The organism is Mesorhizobium sp. Root695 (genome assembly GCF_001428185.1).
Lineage (GTDB): Bacteria > Pseudomonadota > Alphaproteobacteria > Rhizobiales > Rhizobiaceae > Mesorhizobium.
The window spans coordinates 88,896-113,527 of sequence record NZ_LMHO01000012.1 but is presented as its reverse complement, the minus strand read 5'-3'; the positions used below and the strand labels follow the sequence as shown (position 1 = coordinate 113,527).

20 protein-coding genes and 1 riboswitch are annotated in these 24,632 nt (G+C 63.3%); of the genes, 13 read left to right on the top strand and 7 right to left on the bottom strand.

Annotated elements, in window-relative coordinates; genetic code table 11:
- Nucleotides 1-84: 84 nt before the first annotated feature.
- Both ASD99_RS13615 and ASD99_RS13610 read left to right on the top strand, forming a co-directional pair.
- Complete coding sequence (locus ASD99_RS13615) at nucleotides 85-945, top strand: MurR/RpiR family transcriptional regulator (protein WP_056581443.1); 861 nt, start codon at nucleotides 85-87, stop codon at nucleotides 943-945.
- A 152-nt stretch (nucleotides 946-1,097) separates the two neighbouring features.
- Complete coding sequence (locus ASD99_RS13610) at nucleotides 1,098-1,787, top strand: SDR family NAD(P)-dependent oxidoreductase (RefSeq protein WP_057144110.1); 690 nt, start codon at nucleotides 1,098-1,100, stop codon at nucleotides 1,785-1,787.
- A gap of 447 nt (nucleotides 1,788-2,234) precedes the next feature.
- On the opposite strand, the gene ASD99_RS13605 is transcribed toward ASD99_RS13610, so the two are convergent.
- Both ASD99_RS13605 and ASD99_RS13600 read right to left on the bottom strand, forming a co-directional pair.
- Nucleotides 2,235-3,590: a glutamine synthetase family protein gene (locus ASD99_RS13605; RefSeq protein WP_057143949.1), complete on the bottom strand. Its 1,356-nt coding sequence runs from the start codon at nucleotides 3,588-3,590 to the stop codon at nucleotides 2,235-2,237.
- Between the two features lie 246 nt (nucleotides 3,591-3,836).
- Nucleotides 3,837-4,535, bottom strand: coding sequence for a GntR family transcriptional regulator (locus ASD99_RS13600; protein WP_057143948.1), 699 nt, complete (start codon nucleotides 4,533-4,535; stop codon nucleotides 3,837-3,839).
- A 392-nt stretch (nucleotides 4,536-4,927) separates the two neighbouring features.
- On the opposite strand from ASD99_RS13600, the gene ftsZ reads away from it, so the two are divergent.
- From ftsZ to ASD99_RS13570, 6 genes are all read left to right on the top strand, one after another.
- The gene (gene ftsZ / locus ASD99_RS13595; protein WP_056581926.1) at nucleotides 4,928-5,965 is read left to right on the top strand and encodes a cell division protein FtsZ; all 1,038 of its coding nucleotides are present in this window, start codon (nucleotides 4,928-4,930) and stop codon (nucleotides 5,963-5,965) included.
- Nucleotides 5,966-6,149: 184 nt separating this feature from the next.
- Nucleotides 6,150-7,547: an SWIM zinc finger family protein gene (locus ASD99_RS13590; protein WP_057143947.1), complete on the top strand. Its 1,398-nt coding sequence runs from the start codon at nucleotides 6,150-6,152 to the stop codon at nucleotides 7,545-7,547.
- Nucleotides 7,544-8,965 carry a DUF5691 domain-containing protein gene (locus ASD99_RS13585; RefSeq protein WP_057143946.1) on the top strand — a complete coding sequence of 474 codons (1,422 nt, stop codon included), beginning with the start codon at nucleotides 7,544-7,546 and terminating at the stop codon, nucleotides 8,963-8,965. The genes ASD99_RS13590 and ASD99_RS13585 overlap by 4 nt, the downstream gene beginning before the upstream one ends.
- Before the next feature lie 31 nt (nucleotides 8,966-8,996).
- Nucleotides 8,997-10,076, top strand: a complete 1,080-nt coding sequence (locus tag ASD99_RS13580; protein WP_057143945.1) for an ATP-binding protein — start codon at nucleotides 8,997-8,999, stop codon at nucleotides 10,074-10,076.
- Between the two features lie 4 nt (nucleotides 10,077-10,080).
- The gene (locus tag ASD99_RS13575; RefSeq protein ID WP_057143944.1) at nucleotides 10,081-12,330 is read left to right on the top strand and encodes a DUF5682 family protein; all 2,250 of its coding nucleotides are present in this window, start codon (nucleotides 10,081-10,083) and stop codon (nucleotides 12,328-12,330) included.
- Entirely contained in the window at nucleotides 12,323-13,549 is a 1,227-nt protein-coding gene (locus tag ASD99_RS13570) for a VWA domain-containing protein (protein WP_056581419.1), read from the top strand. The genes ASD99_RS13575 and ASD99_RS13570 overlap by 8 nt, the downstream gene beginning before the upstream one ends.
- 60 nt (nucleotides 13,550-13,609) lie before the next feature.
- Here the strand turns inward: ASD99_RS13570 and fba are convergent, their stop codons facing one another.
- From fba to ASD99_RS13555, 3 genes are all read right to left on the bottom strand, one after another.
- Nucleotides 13,610-14,674: a class II fructose-bisphosphate aldolase gene (fba, locus tag ASD99_RS13565; RefSeq protein WP_013532928.1), complete on the bottom strand. Its 1,065-nt coding sequence runs from the start codon at nucleotides 14,672-14,674 to the stop codon at nucleotides 13,610-13,612.
- A 163-nt stretch (nucleotides 14,675-14,837) separates the two neighbouring features.
- Nucleotides 14,838-15,311: a 6,7-dimethyl-8-ribityllumazine synthase gene (locus ASD99_RS13560; RefSeq protein ID WP_056581416.1), complete on the bottom strand. Its 474-nt coding sequence runs from the start codon at nucleotides 15,309-15,311 to the stop codon at nucleotides 14,838-14,840.
- Between the two features lie 77 nt (nucleotides 15,312-15,388).
- A riboswitch (FMN riboswitch) is annotated at nucleotides 15,389-15,589 on the bottom strand.
- Between the two features lie 70 nt (nucleotides 15,590-15,659).
- Nucleotides 15,660-16,829 (bottom strand): MFS transporter, encoded by a 1,170-nt coding sequence (locus ASD99_RS13555; protein ID WP_057143943.1) that lies wholly within the window; start codon nucleotides 16,827-16,829, stop codon nucleotides 15,660-15,662.
- Nucleotides 16,830-16,878: 49 nt separating this feature from the next.
- Between ASD99_RS13555 and ASD99_RS13550 the strand changes: the two genes are divergently transcribed.
- Nucleotides 16,879-17,418: an Lrp/AsnC family transcriptional regulator gene (locus ASD99_RS13550; protein WP_056581410.1), complete on the top strand. Its 540-nt coding sequence runs from the start codon at nucleotides 16,879-16,881 to the stop codon at nucleotides 17,416-17,418.
- A gap of 10 nt (nucleotides 17,419-17,428) precedes the next feature.
- Here ASD99_RS13550 and mtnA read toward each other — a convergent pair whose 3' ends face one another.
- Both mtnA and mtnK read right to left on the bottom strand, forming a co-directional pair.
- Complete coding sequence (mtnA, locus tag ASD99_RS13545) at nucleotides 17,429-18,523, bottom strand: S-methyl-5-thioribose-1-phosphate isomerase (RefSeq protein WP_057143942.1); 1,095 nt, start codon at nucleotides 18,521-18,523, stop codon at nucleotides 17,429-17,431.
- A complete protein-coding gene (mtnK, locus tag ASD99_RS13540; RefSeq protein WP_057144109.1) occupies nucleotides 18,520-19,794 on the bottom strand; it encodes an S-methyl-5-thioribose kinase in 1,275 nt (424 codons plus the stop codon). The genes mtnA and mtnK overlap by 4 nt, the downstream gene beginning before the upstream one ends.
- A gap of 135 nt (nucleotides 19,795-19,929) precedes the next feature.
- Between mtnK and ASD99_RS13535 the strand changes: the two genes are divergently transcribed.
- The 4 genes from ASD99_RS13535 to ASD99_RS13520 all read left to right on the top strand — a co-directional run bounded on the left by ASD99_RS13535 (nucleotide 19,930) and on the right by ASD99_RS13520 (nucleotide 24,569).
- A complete protein-coding gene (locus ASD99_RS13535) occupies nucleotides 19,930-21,441 on the top strand; it encodes a sugar ABC transporter ATP-binding protein (protein WP_057143941.1) in 1,512 nt (503 codons plus the stop codon).
- Nucleotides 21,442-21,523: 82 nt separating this feature from the next.
- On the top strand, nucleotides 21,524-22,519 hold the full coding sequence (locus ASD99_RS13530) for an ABC transporter permease (RefSeq protein ID WP_023808756.1): 996 nt from the start codon (nucleotides 21,524-21,526) through the stop codon (nucleotides 22,517-22,519).
- A 49-nt stretch (nucleotides 22,520-22,568) separates the two neighbouring features.
- Nucleotides 22,569-23,621 carry a substrate-binding domain-containing protein gene (locus tag ASD99_RS13525; RefSeq protein ID WP_057143940.1) on the top strand — a complete coding sequence of 351 codons (1,053 nt, stop codon included), beginning with the start codon at nucleotides 22,569-22,571 and terminating at the stop codon, nucleotides 23,619-23,621.
- Nucleotides 23,622-23,723: 102 nt separating this feature from the next.
- Entirely contained in the window at nucleotides 23,724-24,569 is an 846-nt protein-coding gene (locus ASD99_RS13520; protein ID WP_057143939.1) for an acyl-CoA thioester hydrolase/BAAT C-terminal domain-containing protein, read from the top strand.
- The last annotated feature ends 63 nt before the right edge of the window (nucleotides 24,570-24,632 follow it).

Below are 24,632 nucleotides of genomic sequence, written 5' to 3'. Positions count from 1 at the left end.
GAATTAATTCTACGTTCTTGGCTGTCAATCGGAATTGGAATATTTTATTCCTTAGCCCGGCACCTGAAAGCGCGAGGAAATCCCGTGTCCGTCCTGAACAGGATCAATGCGAAGCTCGACGGCATGGCGCCTGGCGATCGCGAGATCGGCCAGTACATCGTCGACAATCCGGACCAGATGCTGCGGCTGTCAACGGCGGCTCTGGCTGCCGAGATCGGACGCAGCCAGTCAAGCGTCGTCAAGTTCAGCCAGAAGCTCGGCTATGCCAGTTACCAGGAGCTGAAGCTCGCCGTCAGCGAGGCCAAGGCGCAGGAATGGCAGGTGCCGGCCGGCGTGATCCACGGGTCGATCGAGGTCGGCGACAGCTACCAGGTTATCCTGAAGAAGCTGATCGGCAGCAAGCTTCTGTCGATGCAGCGGACCGCCGAGGCCAACACCGAGCGCATCATCTCCAGGACGCTGGAACTGCTGGACAAGGCGCGCCGCATCCATCTGGTCGGCGTCGGCGCCTCCTCGCTGGTGGCGCGCGATTTCTCCTACAAGCTGATGAAGCTCGGCCGCAATGTCCTGCACGACAGCGACAGCCACATCCAGATGGCCAATGTCTCGACGCTGGGGCCTGGCGATGTTCTGTTCGCGCTGTCCTATTCCGGCGCCAGCATCGAAACCTTGCGCATTGCCGAGCTTGCCCGCAAGCGCGGCACGACGGTGATCGCCGTCACCGGCCTGCACGACAATCCGCTGAGCCGGGTCGCCGACATCCGCCTCTACACCATTGCAGACGAAGAGCGTGCGCGCTCCTCCTCCATCACCGCGCGCGACGCGCAGCTGACGCTGACCGACCTGTTGTTCATCCTATTGGTGCAGAAGCAGCCGGATGCCAATGAGTATGTCCACAACAGCGAAGTGGCGGTCTCGGTGCTGAAGGCGGAGCGGTCTTCGTAGCGCCAAGGGCGATACTGGACCGCGCAACGCCGGTTCTGCAGCCGCCTGGCTCAACAACCGCAGCAATGCACCTCTTGCCTGTCAGCCGCGAAGGCGCGACCCTGCCGGATCTGGCGAAACGCTTCCGCCGAAATCCGCAAAGGGAGAAAAATATGACATCCGATGTGGCCGTTATTGCAGGCGCCGGCGCTGGTCTTAGCGCCTCGCTGGCGCGCCTTCTCAGCCGGGAAGGCTTTCACGTGGTTCTGGCCGCCCGCAACGTTGAGAAGCTGAGCGCTCTGGTCGACGAGACCGGTGCGCTGGCCGTCGAAACGGATGTTGCCGACGCTGCGTCCGTCGCCAGGCTGTTCGACGCCGCCGACAAGGCCGGCCCGCTGGCGCTTGTGGTGTTCAACGCCAGCGCGCGCACGCGCGGCCCGATCGCCGAGCTCGATGCCGAAGCGGTCAAACAGGCATTGCTGGTCGGCGCCTATGGCGGCTTCCTGGTCGGCCAGCAGGCGGCGCGCCGGCTGCTTGTCCGGGGGGGTGGATCGATCCTGTTCACCGGCGCCACCGCCAGCGTGAAGGGATTTTCCGGCTCGGCCGGCTTTGCCATGCCGAAGTTTGGCCTGCGCGGCCTGGCGCAGTCCATGGCCCGCGAACTCGCCCCGAAGAACATCCACGTCGCCCACTTCATCATCGACGGCCAGATCGAGCCGCCCGGACAGGCAGCCGATCCCGACCGGCCGGACCGCCGCCTGTCGCCGGACGCCATCGCCGAGGCCTATCTCGCTGCCCATCGCCAGCATCGCAGCACCTGGAGCTCGGAGATCGAGCTGCGGCCCTGGGTCGAGACGTTTTGACAATCCAGATGATCGCCTAAGGGCCAGCTGATGGCCTAAGGAAAAGTAACGCGATCCTTCAGCTGCTGCTTATATATTACGCAATGTTCATATTCTGTGGTGCTAAGGTACTTATACAATACATAAAAAGGCACAGTGTAATATATACGTTTGTTTAACGTCGGTTGTGCATGCTGCGGGCTTTCCCGCGTTGATTGAGAACGCGCATGCCGATTACACGTCGTACACTCCCTGTGAATGGATTGGTCGTCATCGACAGCAATGCGGCCCTGGCTCGCGCCTGTCTGACGCGATTGGGTTTCGGTGCGCAGGAAGCCCGAGGCCTGCCGACTGTATCGCGGTTGCCGGGCCACGACCGATCGATGCGCGCCAGCCCGGTCGCGCTGGCTTAGCTGTATGGATAGATGTCAACCTCATCGATGTCGGCAGCGGTGAAGACGGTCGGGCCTAAACGCTCTCGAGATAGGTCTCGATCTCAAAATCGCTGACATTGAGCGCGAACGTGTTCAGTTCCTGGCGTTTGCAGGCGACGAAAGAGTCGCGCAGGATTGCCGGAAAGATCTCCGCCACATGCGTCCCGCCTTCAAAGGCGGCGATCGCGGACGCCCAGTCCGGCGGCAGCTTTGCCGGCGGAAGGCCTTGGGCATCGCTGCCGATCGGATCGCCTGGCGACAACTGTCTTTCAATGCCTGTCAGCGCGGCGCCCAATATGGCCGCAAGCACCAGATAGGGATTGGCGTCCGCTCCCGAAACCCGATGCTCGATACGGCGCGCAGCGGTCGGTCCGCCTGGAATACGGATCGCCACCATGCGGTTCTCATAACCCCAGGCAACCGCGGTGGGCGCATAGGATCTTGGGCGCAGCCTGCGGTAGGAGTTGAAATGCGGCGCGAACACCAGCGTGCTCTCGGCCATCGCCGCAAGCAGGCCGCCGACCGCATGACGCATGATCTCCGAGCCCTGATCGGTGCCGTCGTCGAAGACATTGCGCCCTTCGCCGTCGACCAGGCTGAAATGGACGTGAAAGCCATTGCCGGCCCGGTCGCCATAGGGCTTGGCCATGAAGCAGGCGGCAAAGCAGTGCTTGCGGGCAATGCCCTTCACCGTGCGCTTGAACAGCACCGCGTCGTCGGCAGCCCGCAAGGCGTCCGCAACATGGTTCAGATTGATCTCGAACTGACCGACACCGTTTTCGGCGATGGCCGTGTCGACGGGAATGCCTTGCGTCCGGCAGGCCTCATAGACGTCGTGGATGAAGGATTCGAAATCGTCGATTTCGTCGATCGACAGCGCCGCATCGGAATCGAGACGGCGCCCAGTCACCGGCGAGACAGGTCCGACCGGCCGCTGCGACTGCGGATCGACGAGGTAGAATTCGAGTTCCGTTGCCGCGACCGGGGTCAGGCCCAAAGCCTTGTAGCGATCGAGGATGCGGGCCAGCGCCCGTCGCGGGTCGCCGAGATAGGGCGCGCCGGTCTCATCGGCGAGCCAGAGCGGGATGAGCGCCGTCGGATGGGCAGTCCACGCCACCGGGAGAATGCCGCGCCCCGTCCATTGGCAAAGTCCGTCGGCATCGCCGGTCGAGAACACCAGGGTGTTGCCTTCGATGTCCTCGCCCCAGATATCGAGCCCGATCAGCGAATAAGGCATGCGCAGCTTGCCTTCCAACGCCTTCCTGGCCTGCTCGACCGGAATGCGCTTGCCGCGCATGATGCCGTTGAGATCGCACACCGCGGCCCTCAGGCTCTGGATGTCGGTTCTGCTTTCAAGCCAGTTCAAAACGTCCGCAATTGCATCGCTCAATTTCTAACCTCTGGATTTTGAAGGTCCCGCCGACTGACCGGCCGCACTGTCCCTGGTAAATATAGCTTGTGAGTTTTCGGGAAGCATATCCGGCTGATGCCAGATATTTTCCTTATTTTTTCAATTCACTAGCTGGGATGTCGGGAGGCATTTCAAAACCAATTGCGCGATCTGCGATCGCAACATAGAGGCAAGAAGCCGGAAAGCCAAGGGGCATCGCCCGAATCCGCACAAACGCGACGCGCATCAGTCTCTCGCCTTCGGAAATCTGGCCTGCTGCAGGATATGCTTAGCGCCTTCGTCGATGTCACGCACAATGGCCGCGCGTGCGCGTTCCCCATCCTGGGCCTCGATCGCCGCGACGACTTCCTCGTGATAGTCGATGTCGAGAATGGAGGCGAGGTCATCCTCGAACCCCATGGCGAGATTCCTGAGGAAAGGGCCGACCTGCATCCATACGGTCTCGATCAGGAAGATCATCTGCTCGTTGCCGCAATGGCGATAGATCGAGAATTTGAAGTCGTGGTTCTTGCGCAGATAATCGTCGATATCGCCCTTGCGGGCAGCCAAGGTCAGGTCGGTGCAGTGACGCCGAATCGTCCGCAGATTGTTGCCGTTGATGCGTTTTGTCGCCAGTTCGGTCGCCGAGCCTTCGAGGGTCGTGCGCACGGCGCTCAACTGCGAAAACCGCTCGGCCGAAATGACTGGCACCTCCACGCTGCCGTTCGGCATCGGGCTCAGCGCGCGCAATGCCTGGAGCCGCATGAAGGCGCTGCGCACCGGCATGTCGCTGGTGCCGAGTTCCTTGGCGAGTTTGCGCGAGGTCAGCTTCTGGCCCGGCGTGAACTGGCCGGACATCAGCGCCCGCACGAGCTCCAGATAGACTTTCTCATGCAAGGGAACAGTGTCGACGGCGGTCAACCCGAATTGTGTTTTGTCGGCCATTGCGGGGCGCTACTTCATTCGTTCTGAAATCAAGCCTGACGACAACAGCCGCAGATAATCTCGCCTGGCCGAGCGCGGCGAGAACGCCGAAGTCAGCGATTTATCAACACATGATAGACGCTTCGATCGTTGCGCGGCAAGCCAGCTCGCCACCCTGCCGGCAGTTGCACTCAAAGTCTTGCGGCCAGATTGTTGGGCGCTCTGCCAATTTGTGCAAAACCATCATCACAAATCTTGACCTTGCGCGCACTTGCACCTCTGGCCGCTCTCTGGCTTTTTGGGGTACCCATCGCAACGGACTGATTCGCGTCATGCCGCTCGATTGCAATATGCCCAAGGCAGTCTGCGGGTGGGTCGTGAAGCGCGCGCAATTTGGCGAAGGAGAAGCAGGCATGGCCGAGTTCAAGAAGCCCGAAATCTCCGAGATGAGACCCAAGATCACCGTTATCGGCGTCGGCGGCGGCGGCGGCAATGCCGTCAACAACATGATCGCCGAGCAGCTTCAGGGCACTGAGTTCATCGCCGCCAACACCGACGCGCAGGCGCTGACCATGTCGAAGGCGACGCGGCTGATCCAGCTTGGCGCCCACGTCACCGAAGGACTGGGCGCCGGATCGCTTCCCGAGATCGGCCGCGCCGCGGCCGAGGAATCGCTCGACGAGATCATGGATCATCTGGCCGGCACGCATATGTGTTTCGTCACCGCCGGCATGGGCGGCGGCACGGGAACCGGTGCAGCTCCAATCATCGCCCAGGCGGCGCGCAAGGCCGGCATCCTGACGGTCGGCGTCGTCACCAAGCCTTTCGCCTTCGAGGGCAGGCGCCGCATGCAGATGGCCGAAGAAGGCATCGAACGGCTGCGCGAGAGCGCCGATACGGTTATCGTCATCCCGAACCAGAACCTGTTCAGGATCGCCGACGCCAAGACCACATTCGCCGATGCGTTCGTCATTGCCGACCGTGTGCTCTATTCCGGCGTCAGCTGCATCACCGATCTCATCGTCAAGGAAGGCCTGATCAATCTCGACTTCGCCGATGTCAAATCGGTGATGCGCGACATGGGCCGCGCCATGATGGGCACCGGCGAGGCCTCCGGCGAAGGCCGGGCGATGAAGGCGGCGGAAGCCGCGATCGCCAACCCGTTGCTCGACGAAGTGTCGATGAAGGGCGCCAAGGGCGTGCTGGTCTCGATATCGGGCGGCAGGGACATGACCCTGTTCGAGGTCGACGAGGCCGCCACCCGCATCCGCGAAGAGGTCTACGAGGACGCCGACATCATCGTCGGCGCGATCTTCGACAAGAACATGGAAGGTCGATTCAGGGTCTCGGTGGTGGCGACGGGTCTTGACCGTGCGTTTGGAGCAGAGGAAGCCGATGCCGGCATCGCGCGCGATCACGCGGGCCAGCCGCCGGCGCGCACGCTTCAGTAGAGCGCATCCAGCTATATCCTCGCCAGGACATGCCTGGCTGAGGGGAGATCGCGGATCGGCCCTTGCGACGCAAATTAACGCGGCCGGCTGTATCGATCTCTGGCGCACTTCTGCTACAACAATCCTTCACATCAGGCCATCTATACTGACAACCGGGATTCGTTCGAGCAACGAGGGGCGCGGCTTGGATTTCGACTTGAAGACCATCGAGGCGCTCGCGCCCGACCAGGCGTCGTTGAGCGCCGCTTCCAGGCTGACCAGGCAATCGAACTGGCCACGGCTCGAAAAGAACGAACAGCTGGCGCTCATCTGGGGGGAATGCCAAGGCTCAGGCTCCAATCCTTATCGCGTGGTCGTCGACACCGGTGACCATGGCTACAAATGCACCTGCCCGTCGCGAAAATTTCCCTGCAAGCACACCTTGGCGCTGATGTGGATCGCCGCCACCACTCCGGCCAGTTTTGCCGCGGCCGGCGCGACGCCGGAATGGGTGAACGATTGGCTCGGCCGTCGCAGGAAGACCGCATCGCAGCCTCTGGAGACGAGGCCCGTTGCGGGCAGCAAGAGCATTAGCGAAGCCGCGCAAGACGACGAACGCGTTGTTGTCGAGGACGCGGCTTCGGTCGAGCGTCGCGAGACAGCGCAGCGCAAGCGGGCTGACGACACCCGATCCTCCGTGTCGGCGGCGCTGGATGAGCTGGATCAATGGATCGCCGACCAGCTGCGGCTTGGTCTTGCCGGCTTTGTCGACAACAGCAGCGACCGTTGCCGACGCATCGCGGCGCGGCTGGTCGACATGAAGGCGACGGCACTTGCCGGCCGCATCGACGAGATACCGTCACGGCTGATGGCAGTGCGCAATGAGGAACGGCCGGATATGGCGATCCGCGAACTTGGCCAGCTCGTGCTGCTGGCCAAGGCCTGGCGATCGGCACCCGACGATCCGGAATTGAAGCGGCTGGTATCGACTTCCGAAAGTCGCGAACAGGTGCTCGCCAATCCCGACGCGACACAGATCGAAAGCGTCTGGGAGGCGCTCGGCGAGAAGATTGAGTCACGCCGTGACGGTCTTGTCAGCCATTCGACCTGGCTGCTCGACCTGAACAGTGCCACCCCGCAATTCGCCCTGCTGCTGGACTTTTTTCCGGCTTCCGCCGGTCGCCGATCCAACGCCTTCAAGTCTGGCGCCCGTTTCGAGGCCAGATTGGTCTTCTATCCGGCGCGGCAACCGCTGCGGGCATTGCTGGCGGACCGCAAGGGTGACATAGCCTCCGGTGATTGGCCGGATTTCAGCTTTGGCGTATCCGATCCGCTCGCGGACCATGGTGCTCGCCAGGACACTGCGCCCTGGATCACCGATTCTCCTGTCATGCTGCCGCCCGGAGCGGTTCTGCTGGACGATCGGGGTGCCTCCTGGTGGCAGGCCGCAGGCGATCCGCATGGCATCGCATTGCCAATCGCCGGCACCATCAACGCAACGCTGCTTGGGCTGAACCTTTCGGCAACGGCGGCACTCTGGAACGGGAGCCGCCTTGACCTCTTGGCGGCGCAAAGCGGCTTCGGGAGGCTTGATCTGTCGTGAATGAGAGCGAGCTGACCGGGTTGGCGGCCATGCGCGATTGCTGGATCACCGGAGGAGCCGCCTTCGACCTGGCTCCGGCCGCGTGGAAGGCGATCGCCGGCAACGCAAATCCCGACGAGCGCGAGCGCCGGCTGCTGGCCATCGCCGCGCAGGCCATCGAAATCGCCTTGCGGCCGGCCGCGCCGAAGACGCTGAAGCAACGGCCGCCACTGCCAAAGCTTGCCTTGCCGATGCTGCCGGAGCAGCTACGACCGCTTTTGCGAGCCGCGCTGAAGCATGCAGCCGACGCAAGGTACAAGACACGCGTGGCGACGCTCGTCGCCAGCCGAGGCTTTGTGCTGCATCCGATGGACTGGATGCCTGCTGCGTCGTATCGGGAAAGTCCGGATGTTTATGCCCCGTGGGTCGACTGGCAAGCAGGTGTGGATGGCGAAAAGCAGTCCAGCCGGGAGCAACTGACCGCAGAGACTTGGGACGACTTCTATCCTGCCGCGCGCCGTATCGCGCTGGCCGATTTGCGCCGCACCGCACCGGCTTTGGCCAGACAGCTGATCGAGGCCAAGGGATCAAGTGAGGCGGCGGAGATCAGGTCCGCGCTCATCGAACTCATGGGCGTCGGGTTGAGCGCCGATGATGCGCCGTTCCTGAAGGGCCTCTTCGCCGATCGGTCAGGCAAAGTGCGCGAACTGGCTGGCCGGCTGCTGGCAAGATTGGGAGAGCAAGGCAACCCACGCGATGGCGGGCTGGAAGATGCGACGGCCGAGCTGGCCGCCTTCATCTCGGAAGGCAACTCCGGATTTTTCCGCCGCCGCACCACCTACGCACCGGCAAAGCTTAAGTCGCCCAGTCAAGAAAGCCGTCGCATCGATTTGTTTGCGACCTGTTATCTCGGCGATCTCGCAGCCCGCTTCGGCGTCACCGAGTCCGATTTCGTCGGGGCATGGCAGTTCGGCTTCGACGACAAGGCGGATCTCTTTTTCGTTCGAATGGTCTCGGTGTCCGGCGGCGAGGCGGCCGTGGCGCATTTGGCGGACACACTTGTCGCAGAAGGCGGCAAGCCGGCGCTTCTCGTCCTCCATCTCATGGCGCGCCTGGACAGCGGCAGGAAGCGTGCCTTGATCAGACAAATCCTGAAAGACACGGTCGATCTTCACGCGCTCATCCAGGTCGAAGGCGTCGAAGCAGGCTGGCTGGAATGGGGAGACCTGACAAACGGCCAGACGCTCCCGGCATTGCGTTCCGCTGTTGCGGGTAACAACGAGCCCTTGCAGCGAAGCGTCGACCAGATACTGGAAACCTTGGGCCTTCTCGCCACCGCGGCGACGGCGGAAAAATTGATCGGGGACGTTGTTGCGGCTGGCATGGCTCCGGCGGCGCCTTCGCTAGGTCTTCTGCGCCTCAACGCATCACTGGCCTGAACCAACACACCATCAATCCGGAGAACAGCAAATGAACGCAGCCATCCGTCTTCCGGTAGAGCAGGCCTACGCCACCGAGTTGCAGTCACTCGCACGCAACGACGACCGGCAAAGGCCCGCCGGATGGAGCCTCTCGCCAAAGGCGGTGCTGACCTATCTGCTCGGCGGCAAGGCTGACGACGGCACGCTGATAACGCCCAAATATGTCGGCCGCCGGCGGCTGATGGAGACCGCCGTGGCGACGCTCGCCACGGATCGCGCGCTGTTGCTGCTCGGTGTTCCGGGCACGGCGAAATCCTGGGTGTCGGAGCATCTCGCCGCCGCCATCATGGGAGACTCGACATTGATCGTGCAGTGCACGGCCGGCACCGATGAGAACCAGATCCGCTATGGCTGGAACTACGCACAGCTTCTGGCAAAGGGCCCAAGCCAGGACGCGCTGGTGCCGACGCCACTCTATCGCGCTATGAACGATGGCAAGCTCTGCCGCCTCGAGGAGCTGACGCGCATGGGCTCCGATGTGCAGGACACGCTGATCACCGTGTTGTCCGAAAAGATGATGCCGATCCCCGAACTCAACACCTCGATCTATGCGCAGCGCGGTTTCAACATCATCGCCACCGCCAACAACCGCGACAAGGGCGTCAACGAGCTGTCCTCGGCGCTGAAGCGCCGCTTCAACGTCGTCGTGCTGCCCCTGCCTGAGGACATGGCGGAGGAAGTGGCGATTGTCTCCAAGCGGGTCGGCGAGATGGCCGGCGGTCTTGACCTGCCGGTACCGAAGAATGTCGTCGAGGAGATCTCCCGGGTGCTGACCATTTTTCGCGAGTTGCGCTCCGGTGCGACAGCCGACGGCAAGGTGACGCTGAAGACGCCGTCCGGTTCGCTGTCCACGGCCGAAGCCATTGCCACCATGGTCGGCGGCCTCAGCCAGGCGGCCTGGTTCGACAGCGGCAAGCTTGGCGCCGAAGGCCTTGCCGCCAGCCTCGTCGGCGCGATCGTGAAAGATCCCGTGCAGGACAAGCTGGTGCTGGAAGAATATCTGGAAACCGTGCTCAAGAAGCGGCCAGACTATGCCGGCTACTACGCGGCCTTGAACGCGGCGATCTGACGCCATGGCGCTCAGCGACGTTTCCTATTTCGGCATACGCCATCACGGGCCCGGCTCCGCCGACAGCCTGGTGCAGGCGTTGCAGGAGTTGAAACCGGTGGCCGTGCTGATCGAAGGGCCGGCCGACGCGTCCGCGCTGCTGCCACTGCTCGCCCGTCCCGAGATGCAGCCGCCGGTGGCGCTGCTTTGCTATCCGGAGGACGATCCGGCCTCGACGAGTTTCTGGCCGTTTGCCGAGTTTTCGCCGGAATACCAGGCGGCCCTATGGGCTGTCGCCAACAACGCCACATTGCGCTTCATCGACCTGCCGTCGTCGGCCCGCACCGCACCGGTTGACGGCACGGAGGATACGGAAGCGAAGGAAGCGGGAGCCGAGCCAGACAATGACGCGGCGCCGCATCTGCGTGACCCGATCGGGACGCTGGCACAAGCTGCCGGCTATGAGGATGGCGAGAGCTGGTGGTCTGATATCATCGAGCAGAACCCGCAGCCGGGCCCCATCTTCGCCGCCATAGCGGATGCGATGACGACGCTGCGGGACGGCGAAGGTCCGCTTGCGGCGCTCGAGGCGAAACGCGAAGCGCATATGCGGCTTGAAATCGCCGCCGCGCGCAAGGAATTCGACGGTCCGATCGCGGCCGTTTGCGGCGCCTGGCATGTCCCGGCCTTGCAGGCAACACGGCCGCAGAAGGACGACCAAGCGCTTCTCAAGGGGCTCGCGCGGCGCAAAAGCATGATGACCTGGGCGCCATGGACGGGACCGCGTCTGGCGCTCGGTTTCGGCTATGGCGCAGGCGTCGTCGCGCCCGGCTGGTGCAAGCATCTGTGGCGCACACGCGGTCGCCATGACGCGGCGACTCTATGGCTGGCGATGATCGCGGCGGTGCTGCGGGCCAAGGGGCACATAGCCTCGACCGCCTCGCTGATCGAGGCCGAAAGGCTGGCCCGCACGCTGGCCGTGATCCGCGAGCGTCCAAAGCCCGGTTTCGAGGAACTGCGCGATGCCGCGATCGCCGCTCTGTTCAACGGCGAAGCGCTGCTGTGGGCGCTGGTCGAAGCCGAACTGCTCCTGGGCGCGGATGTTGGTGAAATTCCGCCCGACACCCCGCTGGCGCCGTTGATCGAGGATCTGCAACGCAACCAGAAAGCAGCGCGCCTGAAGCCCGAGGCGCTGGAGCGCGAACTGTCGGTCGATCTGCGCAGCGAGAGCGGGCTGTTTCGGTCGACCTTGCTGCACCGGCTGAACGTGCTGGGCGTGCAGTGGGGCAAACTGACCGACAGCGGTCGCAGCCGCGGCACGTTTCGCGAGCGGTGGACCCTGTCGTGGGAGCCGGAATATGCCGTGCGCCTGGTCGAGAACCTGGTCTACGGACCGACCATCGAAAAGGCCGCCAATGGCCGCCTGATCCAGATGATCGGTGCGGCGACGTCTCTCGATGCGTTGGCGGCACTGGTTCAGGGCGCCATCACGGCAAACCTGTCGGAGGCCTCGACGGCCGGCTTGGCGACACTAGAGGAACGCGCGGCGCGCAGCAGCGAATGCCTGGAAATTCTGGCGTCGGTGCCGCCGCTCGCCGACATCATCCGGTATGGCGAGGCCCGCAAGACGGAAACCGCCCGCCTGTCCGGTCTGCTGGAGCGGCTGATCGTCGAAGGCGGGATCGCGCTTGCCTATGCCGCGCGCGACCTCGACGCCGAGGCTTCGACGGCGCTGGTCGGCGCCATGCGCAAGGCCGACGAGGCGATCAGGCTGGTCGAACCCGAGCAGGACGTTCTGGACGCCTGGCGCATTGGATTGGCCGCCGTGCTCGATGGATCGCGATCGACGGCACTCGTGGCGGGTTGCGCCGCGCATCTGCTTTACGAAGCCGGCCATTTGTCCGCCGACGCCGCGGCGGCCCTGATCGCACGGCGCCTGTCGCCGGGCACGCCGGTCGCCGACGCGGCAGGGTTCTTCGAAGGCTTCTTCAGCACCGCCGCTCAACGGCTCATCTATGACGAGGCATTGCGGGGAGCCGTCGATGCCTGGCTTACATCCGTCGATGAGGAAGCCTTTGTTGCGTATCTGCCGCTGTTGCGCCGGGTTTTTTCGCATCTTGACTCGATGGAGCGGCGGCGGCTGATCGAGGCGGTGCTCGGCCGCGCCAGGCGCTTGCCGGCGGGGCTGACGCCGACGCCGGATGGCGGTGAGGTGTGGCGCCGGCACTTGGAACGGCTTGGGCCTTTGCTGATGAGCGAGACCGGCAATGGATGAAGAGGCCGATATCGGCGAAACCGAATCGGCCGGCGACGAACGGGAGCGCCGCTGGCGCCTGGCGATCGGTGCGGATGACGAGTCTTCGTCAGCGCTGTCCGGCAATGACAAGCGGCTTTCGGCGGCGCTCGATGCACTCTACGGCGATGGCGCCGGCGATGCTGCCGCCGATCCGCGCAAGCGGCGCGGCGGGCTCGGGCGCTCGGCGCCGAGGGTGGCGCAGTGGATGGGCGATATCAGGTCGTTCTTCCCCGCGCAGGTCGTCCAGATAGTCCAGAAGGATGCCTTCGAACGGCTCAACCTGAAGCAGATGCTGATGGAGCCGGAATTCCTCAAGGCGATCGAGGCGGACGTCAATCTCGTCGCCGACCTGATTTCGCTGCGCTCCGTCATGCCGGCCAAGACCAAGGACATTGCGCGTACGATCATCGCCGATATCGTCGCCAAGTTGATGCAGCGGCTGGAGCAGAAGACGGCCGAGGCGATACGCGGCGCGGTCGAACGGTCGCAACGCACCAACCGCCCACGCCAGCGCGACATCGACTGGCCGCGTACGATCTCGGCCAACCTTCGCCATTACCAGCCCGAGTACAAAACCATCGTGCCGGAGAAGCTGGTCGGCTTCATGCGCAAACAGCGAAGGCTGGTCGACCTGGATGAGGTGGTGCTGTGTGTCGACCAGTCGGGCTCGATGGCAAGCTCGGTGATCTACGCCTCGATATTCGCCGCGGTGATGGCTTCCCTGCCGGTCGTGCGGACCAAGCTCGTCTGCTTCGACACGGCGATCGTCGATCTGACAGAGGAGCTCAGCGATCCTGTCGAAGTCCTGTTTGGCGTGCAACTGGGCGGCGGCACCGACATCAACCAGGCCGTCGCCTATTGCGCGGACCGCATCGAACGGCCGACCAAGTCGCATATGGTGCTGATCACCGACCTTTATGAAGGCGGCAACGGCCAGGAATTGCTGCAGCGGCTTGCAGCACTCGTTCGCTCCGGCGTCAACGTCGTGGTGCTTCTGGCGCTGACCGATCAGGGCAGGCCTGGTTATGACCCCAAGATGGCGGGCTCAGTGGCCGCCTTGGGCATTCCGGTTTTCGCCTGCACGCCGGATCTGTTTCCAGACATGATGGCGGCAGCATTGCGTCGGGAAGATATAGGCGCCTGGGCGGCCGGCGCCGACATCAAGCTTGTTCGAGCCGAAGCCGAAGCGCCGGAGTGAAACAGCTGGTACCAGAGCTGCCAAGGTGCTCCTGGCAGCTCTGGGAAAGATCGCTGGAGCTCAGCCGAACTTCGGGTCGAGACTGCCTGACTTGTAGCGCTTGGCCATCTCCGCGACCGGCAGCGGCTTGATCTTCTGCGCGTTGCCGGCGGTGCCGAACTGTTCGAAACGCTCCTTGCAGAGCTTGCGCATCGCCGCCATGGCAGGTGTCAGGTACTTGCGCGGGTCGAACTCGCTCGGGTTCTCGGTCAGTACCTTGCGGATGGCGCCGGTCAGCGCCATGCGGTTGTCGGTGTCGATGTTGATCTTGCGCACGCCGTGCTTGATGCCGCGCTGGATCTCCTCGACCGGCACGCCCCAGGTCGGCTTCATCTGGCCGCCATATTTGTTGATGATCTCCTGCAGGTCCTCCGGCACCGAGGACGAGCCGTGCATGACCAGATGCATGTTCGGCAGCCGGCGGTGGATCTCCTCGATGACGTTCATGGCCAGCACCGCGCCGTCCGGCTTGCGCGAGAATTTGTAGGCGCCATGGCTGGTGCCCATGGCAACCGCCAGTGCATCGACATGGGTGTCCTTGACGAACTCCACCGCCTGTTCCGGATCGGTCAGCAACTGGTCGTGGCTGATCGCGCCTTCGACGCCGTGGCCGTCTTCCTGTTCGCCGCCGCCGCTCTCCAGCGAGCCGAGCACGCCGATCTCGCCTTCGACGGACACGCCGCCCCAATGCGCCATGTCGACGACGCGTTTGGTGATGCCGGAATTGTATGCGTAGTCGGCCGGGGTCTTGCCGTCTTCCTTCAGCGATCCGTCCATCATGACAGACGTGAAGCCGTACTGGATCGCGGTGACGCAGGTGGCTTCGTTGTTGCCATGGTCGAGATGCATACAGACCGGAATATCGGGATGGATTTCGACCAGCGCGTCGATCAGCTTGGCCAGCACCACGTCATTGGCATAGGCGCGCGCGCCGCGGCTCGCCTGCAGGATGACCGGTGACTTGGTCTCCTCGGCGGCCTCCATGATGGCGAGGCCCTGTTCCATGTTGTTCATGTTGAAAGCGGGCACGCCGTAGCCGTATTCGGCGGCGTGGTCGAGCAATTGTCTCAGTGTTATGCGAGCCACCCAATAGTCTCCCGTATCTGGTTTCAAGCGCAACGTCACGGGCCGGCCGATTGCCGCCCGGCCCTTGATGCTTCTGGCCGGATTTCAACGGAACCGCAACCTTCAGCGGTCTTCTCGATCGCAATTCTTGTTGCAGGGTTGAAATCCGGCCTGTTTGGTGACCTCAGGCCGCGATCAATTCCCGCGCCGCCAGGATCTGCACGCAGGCATTGGCCGCTTCCTTGCCCTTGACCGCGAAGTGCTCGAAGAAGAAGCGGTGGTGCTCGGCGCTGTCGTGGTAGTTGTGCGGGGTGAGCACCGCCGACAGCACCGGCACGCCGGTCGACAGCTGCACATTCATCATGCCGTCGATCACCGCGCTGGCGACGAACTCATGCCGGTAGATGCCGCCATTGACGACAAAGGCGGTGCCGAGGATCGCGGCATAGCGGCCGGTCCCGGCCAGGGTCTTGGCATGCAGGGGAATTTCATAGGCGCCCGGCACGTCGAAGACATCGACGGTGAAGCGCTCGCCTCCGAGAGTGGCCAGTTCCGCCTCGAAAGCACTTACACATTGGTCGACGATGTCGGCATGCCAGCGCGCGCGAATGACGGCAATGCGAACAGTTTCATAGTCTTTGTGGGAATGCTGATTCATGGGTCCATCCTTCCGTTTCGAACCAGAATCAGGACGCACGATACGCAATCCGGCCCGCCGGGGCGGTCCGTCTTGCATTTCGTTCTCTTCCATCCGGACTTTAACCGTCGGCTCCGGAATCACACCGGATCTGCTGACCTTCCCGAAACCGGAAAGCGCTCGCGGGCTTGGGCCTGCCGCATGACCCCGAAAACCGGAATCGGTTTTCGGAAAGGTATCATGCGCAACTAAGAGTCCTTACCGCCGGTGGGGACTTTCACCCCGCCCTGAGAACATTAACGCCATTTGTATGAAAGGGCAGGGCGCTGCTGTCAACCGTGAGAAGGTTGGGCCAAGCACGTTCGGCCGCTACCTCGTGCGCCAAGCCGCCGCCGACGTGGCAATCAGCATCAGCACTGCCGCAACCGCCGCGCATATGGCGAAGCCGAAGCTGGAATAGAGCGGTCCGAAGCTGGTGGTGCCGACGAAGACCGCGAGATAGGTCACCGCGCTGTTCAGGCCCATGATCGTGCCGCGCCGCGATGGATCGAGCGCTGACAGGCGCATCACCAGGACGTTCAGGCCGAAATGATTGGCCAGCCCCCAGACCGCGACCATGGCTATGGTCACACCGAAACTGCCGCTCGTTGCGGCCATGGCCACGTAGACGACGGCGACCAGGAGATAGGCGAATGGCATGACGCGTCGTGCGCCGAGCCGATCGATGACGCCGTCGAGGAGAGCAGCCGTGCCGAAGCCGATGCCATAGGCAAGGGCTGCCAGCCCATTGGCGCTGACCGGCTGCCCAAGCCCAACGTGAAGGTGGTCGCCTAGATAGCCATAGACACCATAGAACGCGGTCATGAAGGCGGCGCAGGCAATGAGAAGCGGGACGATGCCGGGAATGCCGAGCGCGTCTATTGGCGTCGGCGCTGGGCCGCTCTTCCTGACGTCGCTCAGCGACGACAGTGCGAGGCCGGCCAACGCTAGCATTGCCAGTAGCGCGACCGCAGCGAAAACGGCACGCCAATGCACGAGATCGGCAAGTACGGCCGACAGCGAGACGCCGGCCACCATGCTGAGCGTCCATCCGGTGAGCACGACGCCGATCGTGCCGCTCTCCCTGCCCGGTGGAGCGATGGCCGCGGCGCTGGCATAGATTGCCGGCATGGCGATACCGGCGGCAATGCCGGCGAGCAGCTGTGCCGCGACCAGCATGATCACAGTGGGTGCCGCGGCACTCGCGACCAATGCCAGTGCCAGCAGCAACAGTGCGCCCTGCAGCATCCGGCGTGCACCGAGCCGGTCGATGTAGCGGGCCAGGAACAGGGCGCTTGCGGAGGTGCCGAGACCGAACGACGCCGCCGCAATCATCACGGTCGGCACGCTGGTCCCGAACGACGAGGCCACTGCAGGTGCGATCGGACCCAGCACAAGCGAGTTCGAGCCGATCACGGCGATGCAGCCCGTCAAGAGATAGGCGAGCGCCGGGATCGGCGCTCGGGCAGTCAACGGTGCAACTTGATCAATGTTCGACATATCAGCATAATGGCCGTATTTTATTCAGCGGAGAACCGGGAATTTCGCCATGGATGAAGAAACAGATGGCATTCTGCAGAACAGGGCTGCGGCCCGCGATCTCGACGCGACAGACCGAAGAATATTAGGCGTCCTGGTCGATGACGCCACGATCAGCTATGCCGAACTCGGCGATCGCGTTGGCTTGTCGCCACCCGCAGCGCATGAGCGGGTCAAACGGCTCCGGCGCAGCGGCGCCATCCGCAACACGGTCGCCATCATCGATCCCCGGGCGGTGAAGAAGCCTTTGCTTGCCTTTGTCCACATCGACACCAGGGGCTGGGGAAAGACGCCGGAACTGATGGCGGTCTCGCAATATCCCGAAGTCGAGGAGATCCATACCGTCGCCGGTGATACCTGCATGCTGCTGAAGGTCCGCACGGAAGACACCAGGGCACTCGAAGGCCTTTTGGCGCGCCTGTACGAAACGCCGGGCGTCACCTCGACGCGCAGCTATGTGGTTTTATCGACCTATCTCGAGCGACCGGTGCAGCCGGGCATTACAGAGACATGGCCCACGCCGAAGCATATGGCCGAGCCTCTGTACTAGAAGTGAGCGGCTACGCTCGCTCGGGGAACATCGCCTTCAGGCCCTCGCGTGATGCCTTGGCGACACCGCGCTCGGTGATTAGGCCGGTGACCAGCCGCGCCGGCGTCACATCGAAGGCCGGGTTTGCCGCCGGCGTCGTCTCAGGCGATATGCGAACCTGGGCAATCTCACCGGCAGCGGTCTTGCCCCATACCAGCGAGACCTCGTCGGCCGGGCGCTGCTCGATCGGGATCTCGGCCAGCCCGTCATGCACCGTCCAGTCGATGGTCGGCGACGGCAATGCGACATAGAACGGCACATCATTGTCGGCGGCGGCGAGCGCCTTGAGATAGGTGCCGATCTTGTTGCAGACATCGCCGTCGGCGGTGGTGCGGTCGGTGCCGACAATGACCATGTCGATCGCGCCGCGCTGCATCAGATGGCCGCCGGCATTGTCGACGATCAGCGTATGCGGCACGCCGTGGCCGGCCATCTCCCAGGCGGTCAGCTGGGCACCCTGGTTGCGCGGCCGTGTTTCATCGACATAGACGTGAACCGGAATTTCGGCCTCCGTCGCCAGATAGATAGGCGCGGTGGCGGTGCCGTAGTCGACGGTCGCCAGCCAACCGGCATTGCAGTGGGTGAGGATGTTGACCGGCTCGCCCTTCTGCTTGCGTGCCGCGATCGCCTTGATGATGGCGAGACCGTTTTGGCCGATGGCGCGGTTGAGGCCGACATCCTCATCGGCGATCTCGCCGGCGCGCCGATAGGCGGCCGCGGCGCGCTGGTCTGCCGGCAGCGGTCGCAGGAAGCGCCGCATCTCATCCAGCGCCCAGCGCAGATTGATCGCGGTCGGACGCGTTTCGTGCAGGGTCTCCCACACGGCGTCGAGCGCTGCATCCGACGGATCGTCAGCCATCTGCATGGCGACGCCATAGGCCGCTGTGACGCCGATCAGCGGTGCGCCGCGCACCCACATGTCGCGGATGGCGGTGGCGATGCCGGCAACCGTGCCGATCTTCTCGATGCGGAAATCATGCGGCAGCCAGCGCTGGTCGATGATCTCCACCGAACGTCCGTCGTCGCTCAGCCAGATGGTGCGATAGTGGCGGTCGCCGACGTTCAAATGCTGCTCTCCTGTTCGATCAACGCGGCCAGTTGGTTGACCTCGTCGACGCTGTGGATCTGGCGCCGGTTGACGGCGAGATGGCGACCGAATTTCAGCGCCTTTGCTTCACAACTGGCGCGCAGATCCTCGTCGGCAATGGTCTCGAAATCGGCATTGTGGGCGAGGCCGAGGATACGCCGGTGGACCTCGATGCCGGCAAAGCCGAGCAGGTCGGTCCAGATCTGGTGCAGCACATGGTCGAGCGCCTGCTCGGCGCCGAGCCTGTCGCCCTGATCCTCGAACAGGCTCTTCTGATAGAGCATGCCGGTACGCTCGGTGCGCCACAGATGCGAGAATTCGGCGCGGAATACGACCCAAGTCTCGACCGTCACCTCGAGCAGATAGGCGCGCATGGCGTCGCGCTTGCCCTTCTGCTCGTGGCCGCGCTGCGAGAAGAACGACATCCAGAAATTGGCAAGCAGCATGCCGACATCGAAGGCCATCGGGCCGTAGAAGGCGAATTCCGGATCGATCATCCGGGTTTCGGTGTCGGTTACCATGATCGAGCCGGAGTGCAAATCGCCATGCAGCAGCGTCTCCGCATTGGCGGCGAAGATGTGCTTCAGCCGCTGCGCCTCGACCTTGAGGTCACGGTCGGCACGTAGTTCGGCGACAAGGCCGTCGAGCTGCGGCGAGGTGTGACGGTTCATCTTGGCATCGAAATAGGGATCGGAGAACACCAGGCTCTCGGTGATGTCGCAAAGCTCGACATTGTCGGCGAACAGCGCCAGATCGGCCTTGCGGTCCTTGGTTGCCATGTGCAGGTCGGAGCCGCGAAACAGCGTGCGGGCCATGAACAGGCCGATATCCCGGGCAATGTTCGGCAATTGCCGGCCTTCGATCAGCGCCCGCCGCAGGATGATGTGCGGCGGCGCAAGATATTCCATGATGATCAGCGCCTGGCCTTCATCGAAATAAAGGATCGCCGGCACCGAGCCCGGCGCGCGCGCCTCTTGCCTTGTCAGCGCGTGATATTCGAAGAAGGAGCGCTTCAACGGCAGCGGCCAGCTGTCGCCGACCAGGCGGACATAGGGCAGGGCCTGCTTGACCACCGCCGCACCGCTTGCGCCCTCGACGATGAACACCAGGTTGAGATTGCCGTCACCGACCTCGCGGACCTTCCAGCGTGTCGTGTCCTTGCCGATCATCGCGCATAGCGCCTCGTTGTCACCGAGGCGGGCAGCCAGGGTCTCTACCGACAGAGCTTCGAACGGCAATTTTTCAGTCATCGTCATCCTCCCGCATATGCGCTCCGAACATAACGGAGGCATGGCGGCCGGGCCAAGCTAGGAAGCGATCTGGCAATTGTCAATCGTGTTGACAATTGACGATACAGCCCATAGCGTCATGTCAGGGAGGAACGCATGGTCGGCAATGCCGTGTTCCGCGTAGAGGGACTGAGGAAATCCTTTGGCCATAACGAGGTGCTTGGCGGCGTCTCGCTCGAATTGCATGCCGGCGAAGTGACCGTGCTGATGGGCGCCAACGGCGCCGGCAAATCCACCCTCGTCAAGATCGTCTCCGGCGTCTACGAACGCGGCGGCGGCACGATGGTGCTCGCCGGCCAGGATTTCGCACCGAAAACCCCGGCTGAGGCAATCCGCGCCGGCGTCGTCACAGTTCACCAGAACATCAATGACGGTGTCGTCGCCGATCTCGCCGTCGCCACCAATTTGACTCTCGACCGGCTGAGCGGCAGCGGCGCGCCGACCCTGTTCAATCCGGTCCGTGTGCGCAGAGAGGCCAAGGCGGTCGCCGACCGCATGGGGCTGGCCATCGATTTGAAGGCGCGGGTGAGCGATCTTTCGCTGGCCGATCGCCAGATGGTGGCGATTGCCCGCGCGCTGGCGCACCAGCCGAAAGTGCTGATCCTCGATGAGCCGACTTCATCGCTCTCCAGCGCCGAGGCTGATCGGCTGTTTGCGCTGATCGACAGGCTGCGCGAGCAAGGCGTGGCGATCCTCTATATCTCGCACCGCATGTCGGACATCAGGCGGTTGGCCGATCGCATCGTCTCGATGCGTGACGGGATCGTCTCGGGCATTTTCGACAAGAAACCGCTCGACTATGAGGGCGCGGTCAACGCCATGCTCGGCCGCAAGATCCATCTCGACCAGATCATTGTCAGGGATTCGGCCAATGCTGTCATCAAGATAGACGGCCTGCGCATAACACCGGGCGCCCGACCGATCTCGCTGACGCTCGGCGACGGCGAGGTCGTTGCTATCACCGGCCTCGTCGGCGTCGGCAAGACGGCGCTTGCCGAGACCCTGTTTGGCGTGCGCAAGCCGCTCGCCGGCACCATGACGATGAACGGCAAGCCTTATGCACCGAATTCGACGGGTGAGGCGATCGCCGCCGGCGTGTTCCTCGTCGCCAAGGACCGCGGCGAGAACGGCATCGTCGGTGGCTTTAACATCGAGCGCAATGTCAGCCTGCCATTCCTGAAGCGGATGTCGAATCTAGGCGTGCTCAAGCGCCGCCTCGAACGCATCACGGCCCGCCGGCAGATCGAGGAATTGGGCATCGTCTGCCGTTCCGAGAAGGACGAGATGTCGGAGCTGTCCGGCGGCAACCAGCAGAAGGTGATGGTCGCCCGCTGGATGGCCCAGGATGCAAGACTGTTCATTCTGGACGAGCCGTTTCAGGGCGTCGATATTTCCGCCAGGCGCGACATTGCCGCCAAGCTCAGGGCGAGTGCAAACGGCCGCGCCACGCTGCTGTTCGTCACGGAGCTCGACGAGGCGCTGGAGACCGCCGACCGCATCCTGGTCATGTCGGAGCAGACCATCGTCGGCGAACACCGCAATGCCGATGTCGATCTCGATCGCCTGCTGGCCGAGGTCGCCGGCGGGCCGTTGCACAGCGCGGCCTGAAGGGCGTGGCTAACAGGAATTGGAATGGAGAGAGCATGGGTTCGAGTTGGGTAAAGACGGCAGCAGCGCGCGGGAGCGCCGAATGACATTGCGCGACCACGCCATCCGCTACGGGTTCATCGTGCTCTTGTTCGGGCTCGTCGCCTATTTCTCGATCGCGGCCGACGGTTTCGTTTCGCCGCAAAGTGCGGTCTTCATCTTCCAGTCGGTCGCCATCACCGGCGTGCTGGCGCTCGGCGTCACCGCCACGCTTGTCGTCGGCGGCTTCGATCTGTCGATCGGCTCGGTCGCCACATCAGCCATGATGGCGGCGGCCTATGTGATGGTGGTGCTGGAGCAGAACGCCCTTGTCGCGGTCGTTGTCTGCTTGCTGATCGGCGCCATTGTCGGCCTGATCAACGGCTGGCTGATCGTCTACATGCGCGTGCCCGACCTGCTGGCGACGCTCGGCATGATGTTCCTGCTCGTCGGCCTGCAGCGCATTCCGACCGAAGGCCGCTCGATCGCCACAGGCATGACCATGCCGGACGGTTCGGTCGCCAATGGCAAGTTCAGCGATGCCTTCCTGGCGCTCGGCCGCCACCGCTTCGACTTCTTCATCCCGAACCTCATTCCGGTGTCGGTGGTGGTGCTGCTCGTGCTCGCCGTGCTGATCTGGTTCTTCCTCGAATACACCCGCTTCGGCCGCATGATGTATGCCGTCGGCAGCAATGAGCGCGCCGCCGAACTCGCCGGCGCGCCTGTCAAGGCATACAAGATCTGGGCCTACGTTATTTCAGGAGTTTTTGCCTCGATCGGTGGCATTTTGCTCGCCGCCCGGCTTGGACGCGGCGACATCGCCTCGGGTAATAATCTGCTGCTCGATGCAGTTGCCGCGGCGCTGATCGGCTACGCGGTGCTTGGCGCCGCCAAGCCGAACGCCTTTGGCACCGCCATTGGCGCGCTGTTCGTCGGCATTTTGCTGCAAGGCCTGACGATGATGAACGCGCCTTACTACACGCAGGATTTCGTCAAGGGCGTGGTTCTGGTCGTCGCCCTTGTCTTCACCTTTGCGCTTTCGGGCAGGGGCAGGAGGTAGCTTTCGACCGGAACAGGATTTGGGTTCAACAAGAGTGGAGGAAAACTAAGTGAACATCACAAGAAGACTTCTGGGGAAGGTGGCGCTCGGACTGGCCGGCGCAACCATGCTGATGCAGTTCCCGGCGCTGGCCGCGGACAAGCCGGCGCCTTTCGACAAGCCTGGTGTCAAGATCGCACTGGTGCGTTATCTCTCGACCGGCGACTTCTTCCAGGCCTATCTCAGCGGCGTCGAGGCGCAGTCGAAGGCGCTCGGCATCGACCTGCGTGTCCTCGACAGCCGCCAGGATGCCGCCCTTCAGTCCGACATGGTCGATCAGGCCATCGCGCTCGGCGTGCAGGGCATCATCATCCAGCACGGCCTGACGGAATCGATGAAGGACGCCGCGCAGCGCGCGGTTGACGCCGGCATCAAGGTGGTGGCCTTCGACGTCAATGTCGAAAACCCCAAGATCCCGCAGATCGAACAGTCCGATCGCGACTTGGCCCGCCTCGCGCTCGAGCAGGCGGTCAAGGACAATGGCGAGAGCTGGAATGCCGGCTACGTCTATGTCGCCGGCATCGCGCCGCTCGACCGCCGCAACGAGACCTGGGTCGACGTGAAGAAGAAGTATGCCGGCATCAAGGAAGTCGCGATGTTCGGCACGCTCGACAACCCGATCGCCAACTCCGTCGCCAACCAGGCGCGCTCGGTGCTGTCGGCCCACCCCGACATCAAGGTGATGTTCGCTCCCTATGACGAATTCGCCAAGGGCGTGAAGATCGCCGTCGACGAAGCGGGCCTCAACAAGGGCATCAAGATCTATTCGGCCGACATCTCGACGTCCGATATCGCCGCGATGCGCGAGCCCGACAGCGCCTGGGCGGCCACCGCCGCGACCAACCCGGCCGTCGTCGGCCAGGTCTCGGTGCGAGCGCTGGCGCAGTTGCTGGCCGGCGAAGACCCCGGCCACAACGTCGTCGTGCCGCCGACGCTGATCACCCAGAAGGACCTCATCGACAAGGACATCAAGAACATGGAGGACCTGTCGGCCAAGCTGCCGCAGTTCGCCCATGCCGATGTCGCGATGCCGGCCTGGATGCCGAACCCGAACGCGAAGTAGGCTTCGCTATCGAAGGCCGCTTGCAGCCGCTTGCTGCAGGCGGCCTTTTTGCCGAATATTTGCAGCCGGCGCGCAGGTTCTGGCCCAAGGTTCGGTGCGTATATGGAAGTCCAGGCTGTAATCGAGGAAAACCTGTCCGGCGCCGTCGCCGGAACATTGTTTCGATGCCCGCACGCCACCACCGGTGTCGTGGTGTTGGGTGGGTCGAGTGGCCGCGTCGATGTCGGGCGCGCGCGGCTGTTTGCAAACGAAGGCTCGTCTGCCCTGGCCGTGCAATGGTTCGGCGGCGAGGGCCAGGCTCCCGGAATATGCGAGATTCCCCTCGAAACCTTCTTTGCGGCAACCGATTACCTCCTCGAAACAGGATGCCGCCGCATCGTTTATGTCGGCACATCCAGGGGTGCCGAGGCTTCACTGCTTGCGGCGGCCCATGACCAGCGCATCAACGCTGTGGTCGCAATCAGCCCATCGTCGGTGGTTTGGGGAAATATCGGTGCGGGCCGGGATGGTGTCAGCTGGCCTGAACGATCCTCATGGTCGCTCGACGGTGTCCCGCTGCCGTTTGTGCCGACGGATCCGAATTGGAGCCGAGAGTACGCAGATGGCCTGGTGTCTTACCGCGGGCTTTTCGAACATTGTTTGAAAACCTTCGAACGCGAAGCAAAGGCGGCGACCGTTCCCGTTGAGACCGCATCGGCCGAGATCCTGCTTGTCGCAGGTGGCGACGATGCCCTGTGGCCCTCCCTATGGTTCGCGACAGACATTGTTCGGCGGCGAGACAACACAGGCAAGGTCACGCGCCTCGTTTCGTCGCCCGATGCGGGCCACCGCATTCTGTTGCCGGGGGAGGACACACCACGCTCGACATTGCATGCACATGGAGGCAATGACGAGGCAGATTCAGAGCTGGGCAGAGAGGCTTGGGAAGGCATCCGAGACCTGGTGTAGCAGCAGTTCAAGAATACCTTCCTGGCTATGAGGCGCGAAACTCCCAGATTCCGCGCCCGTCTC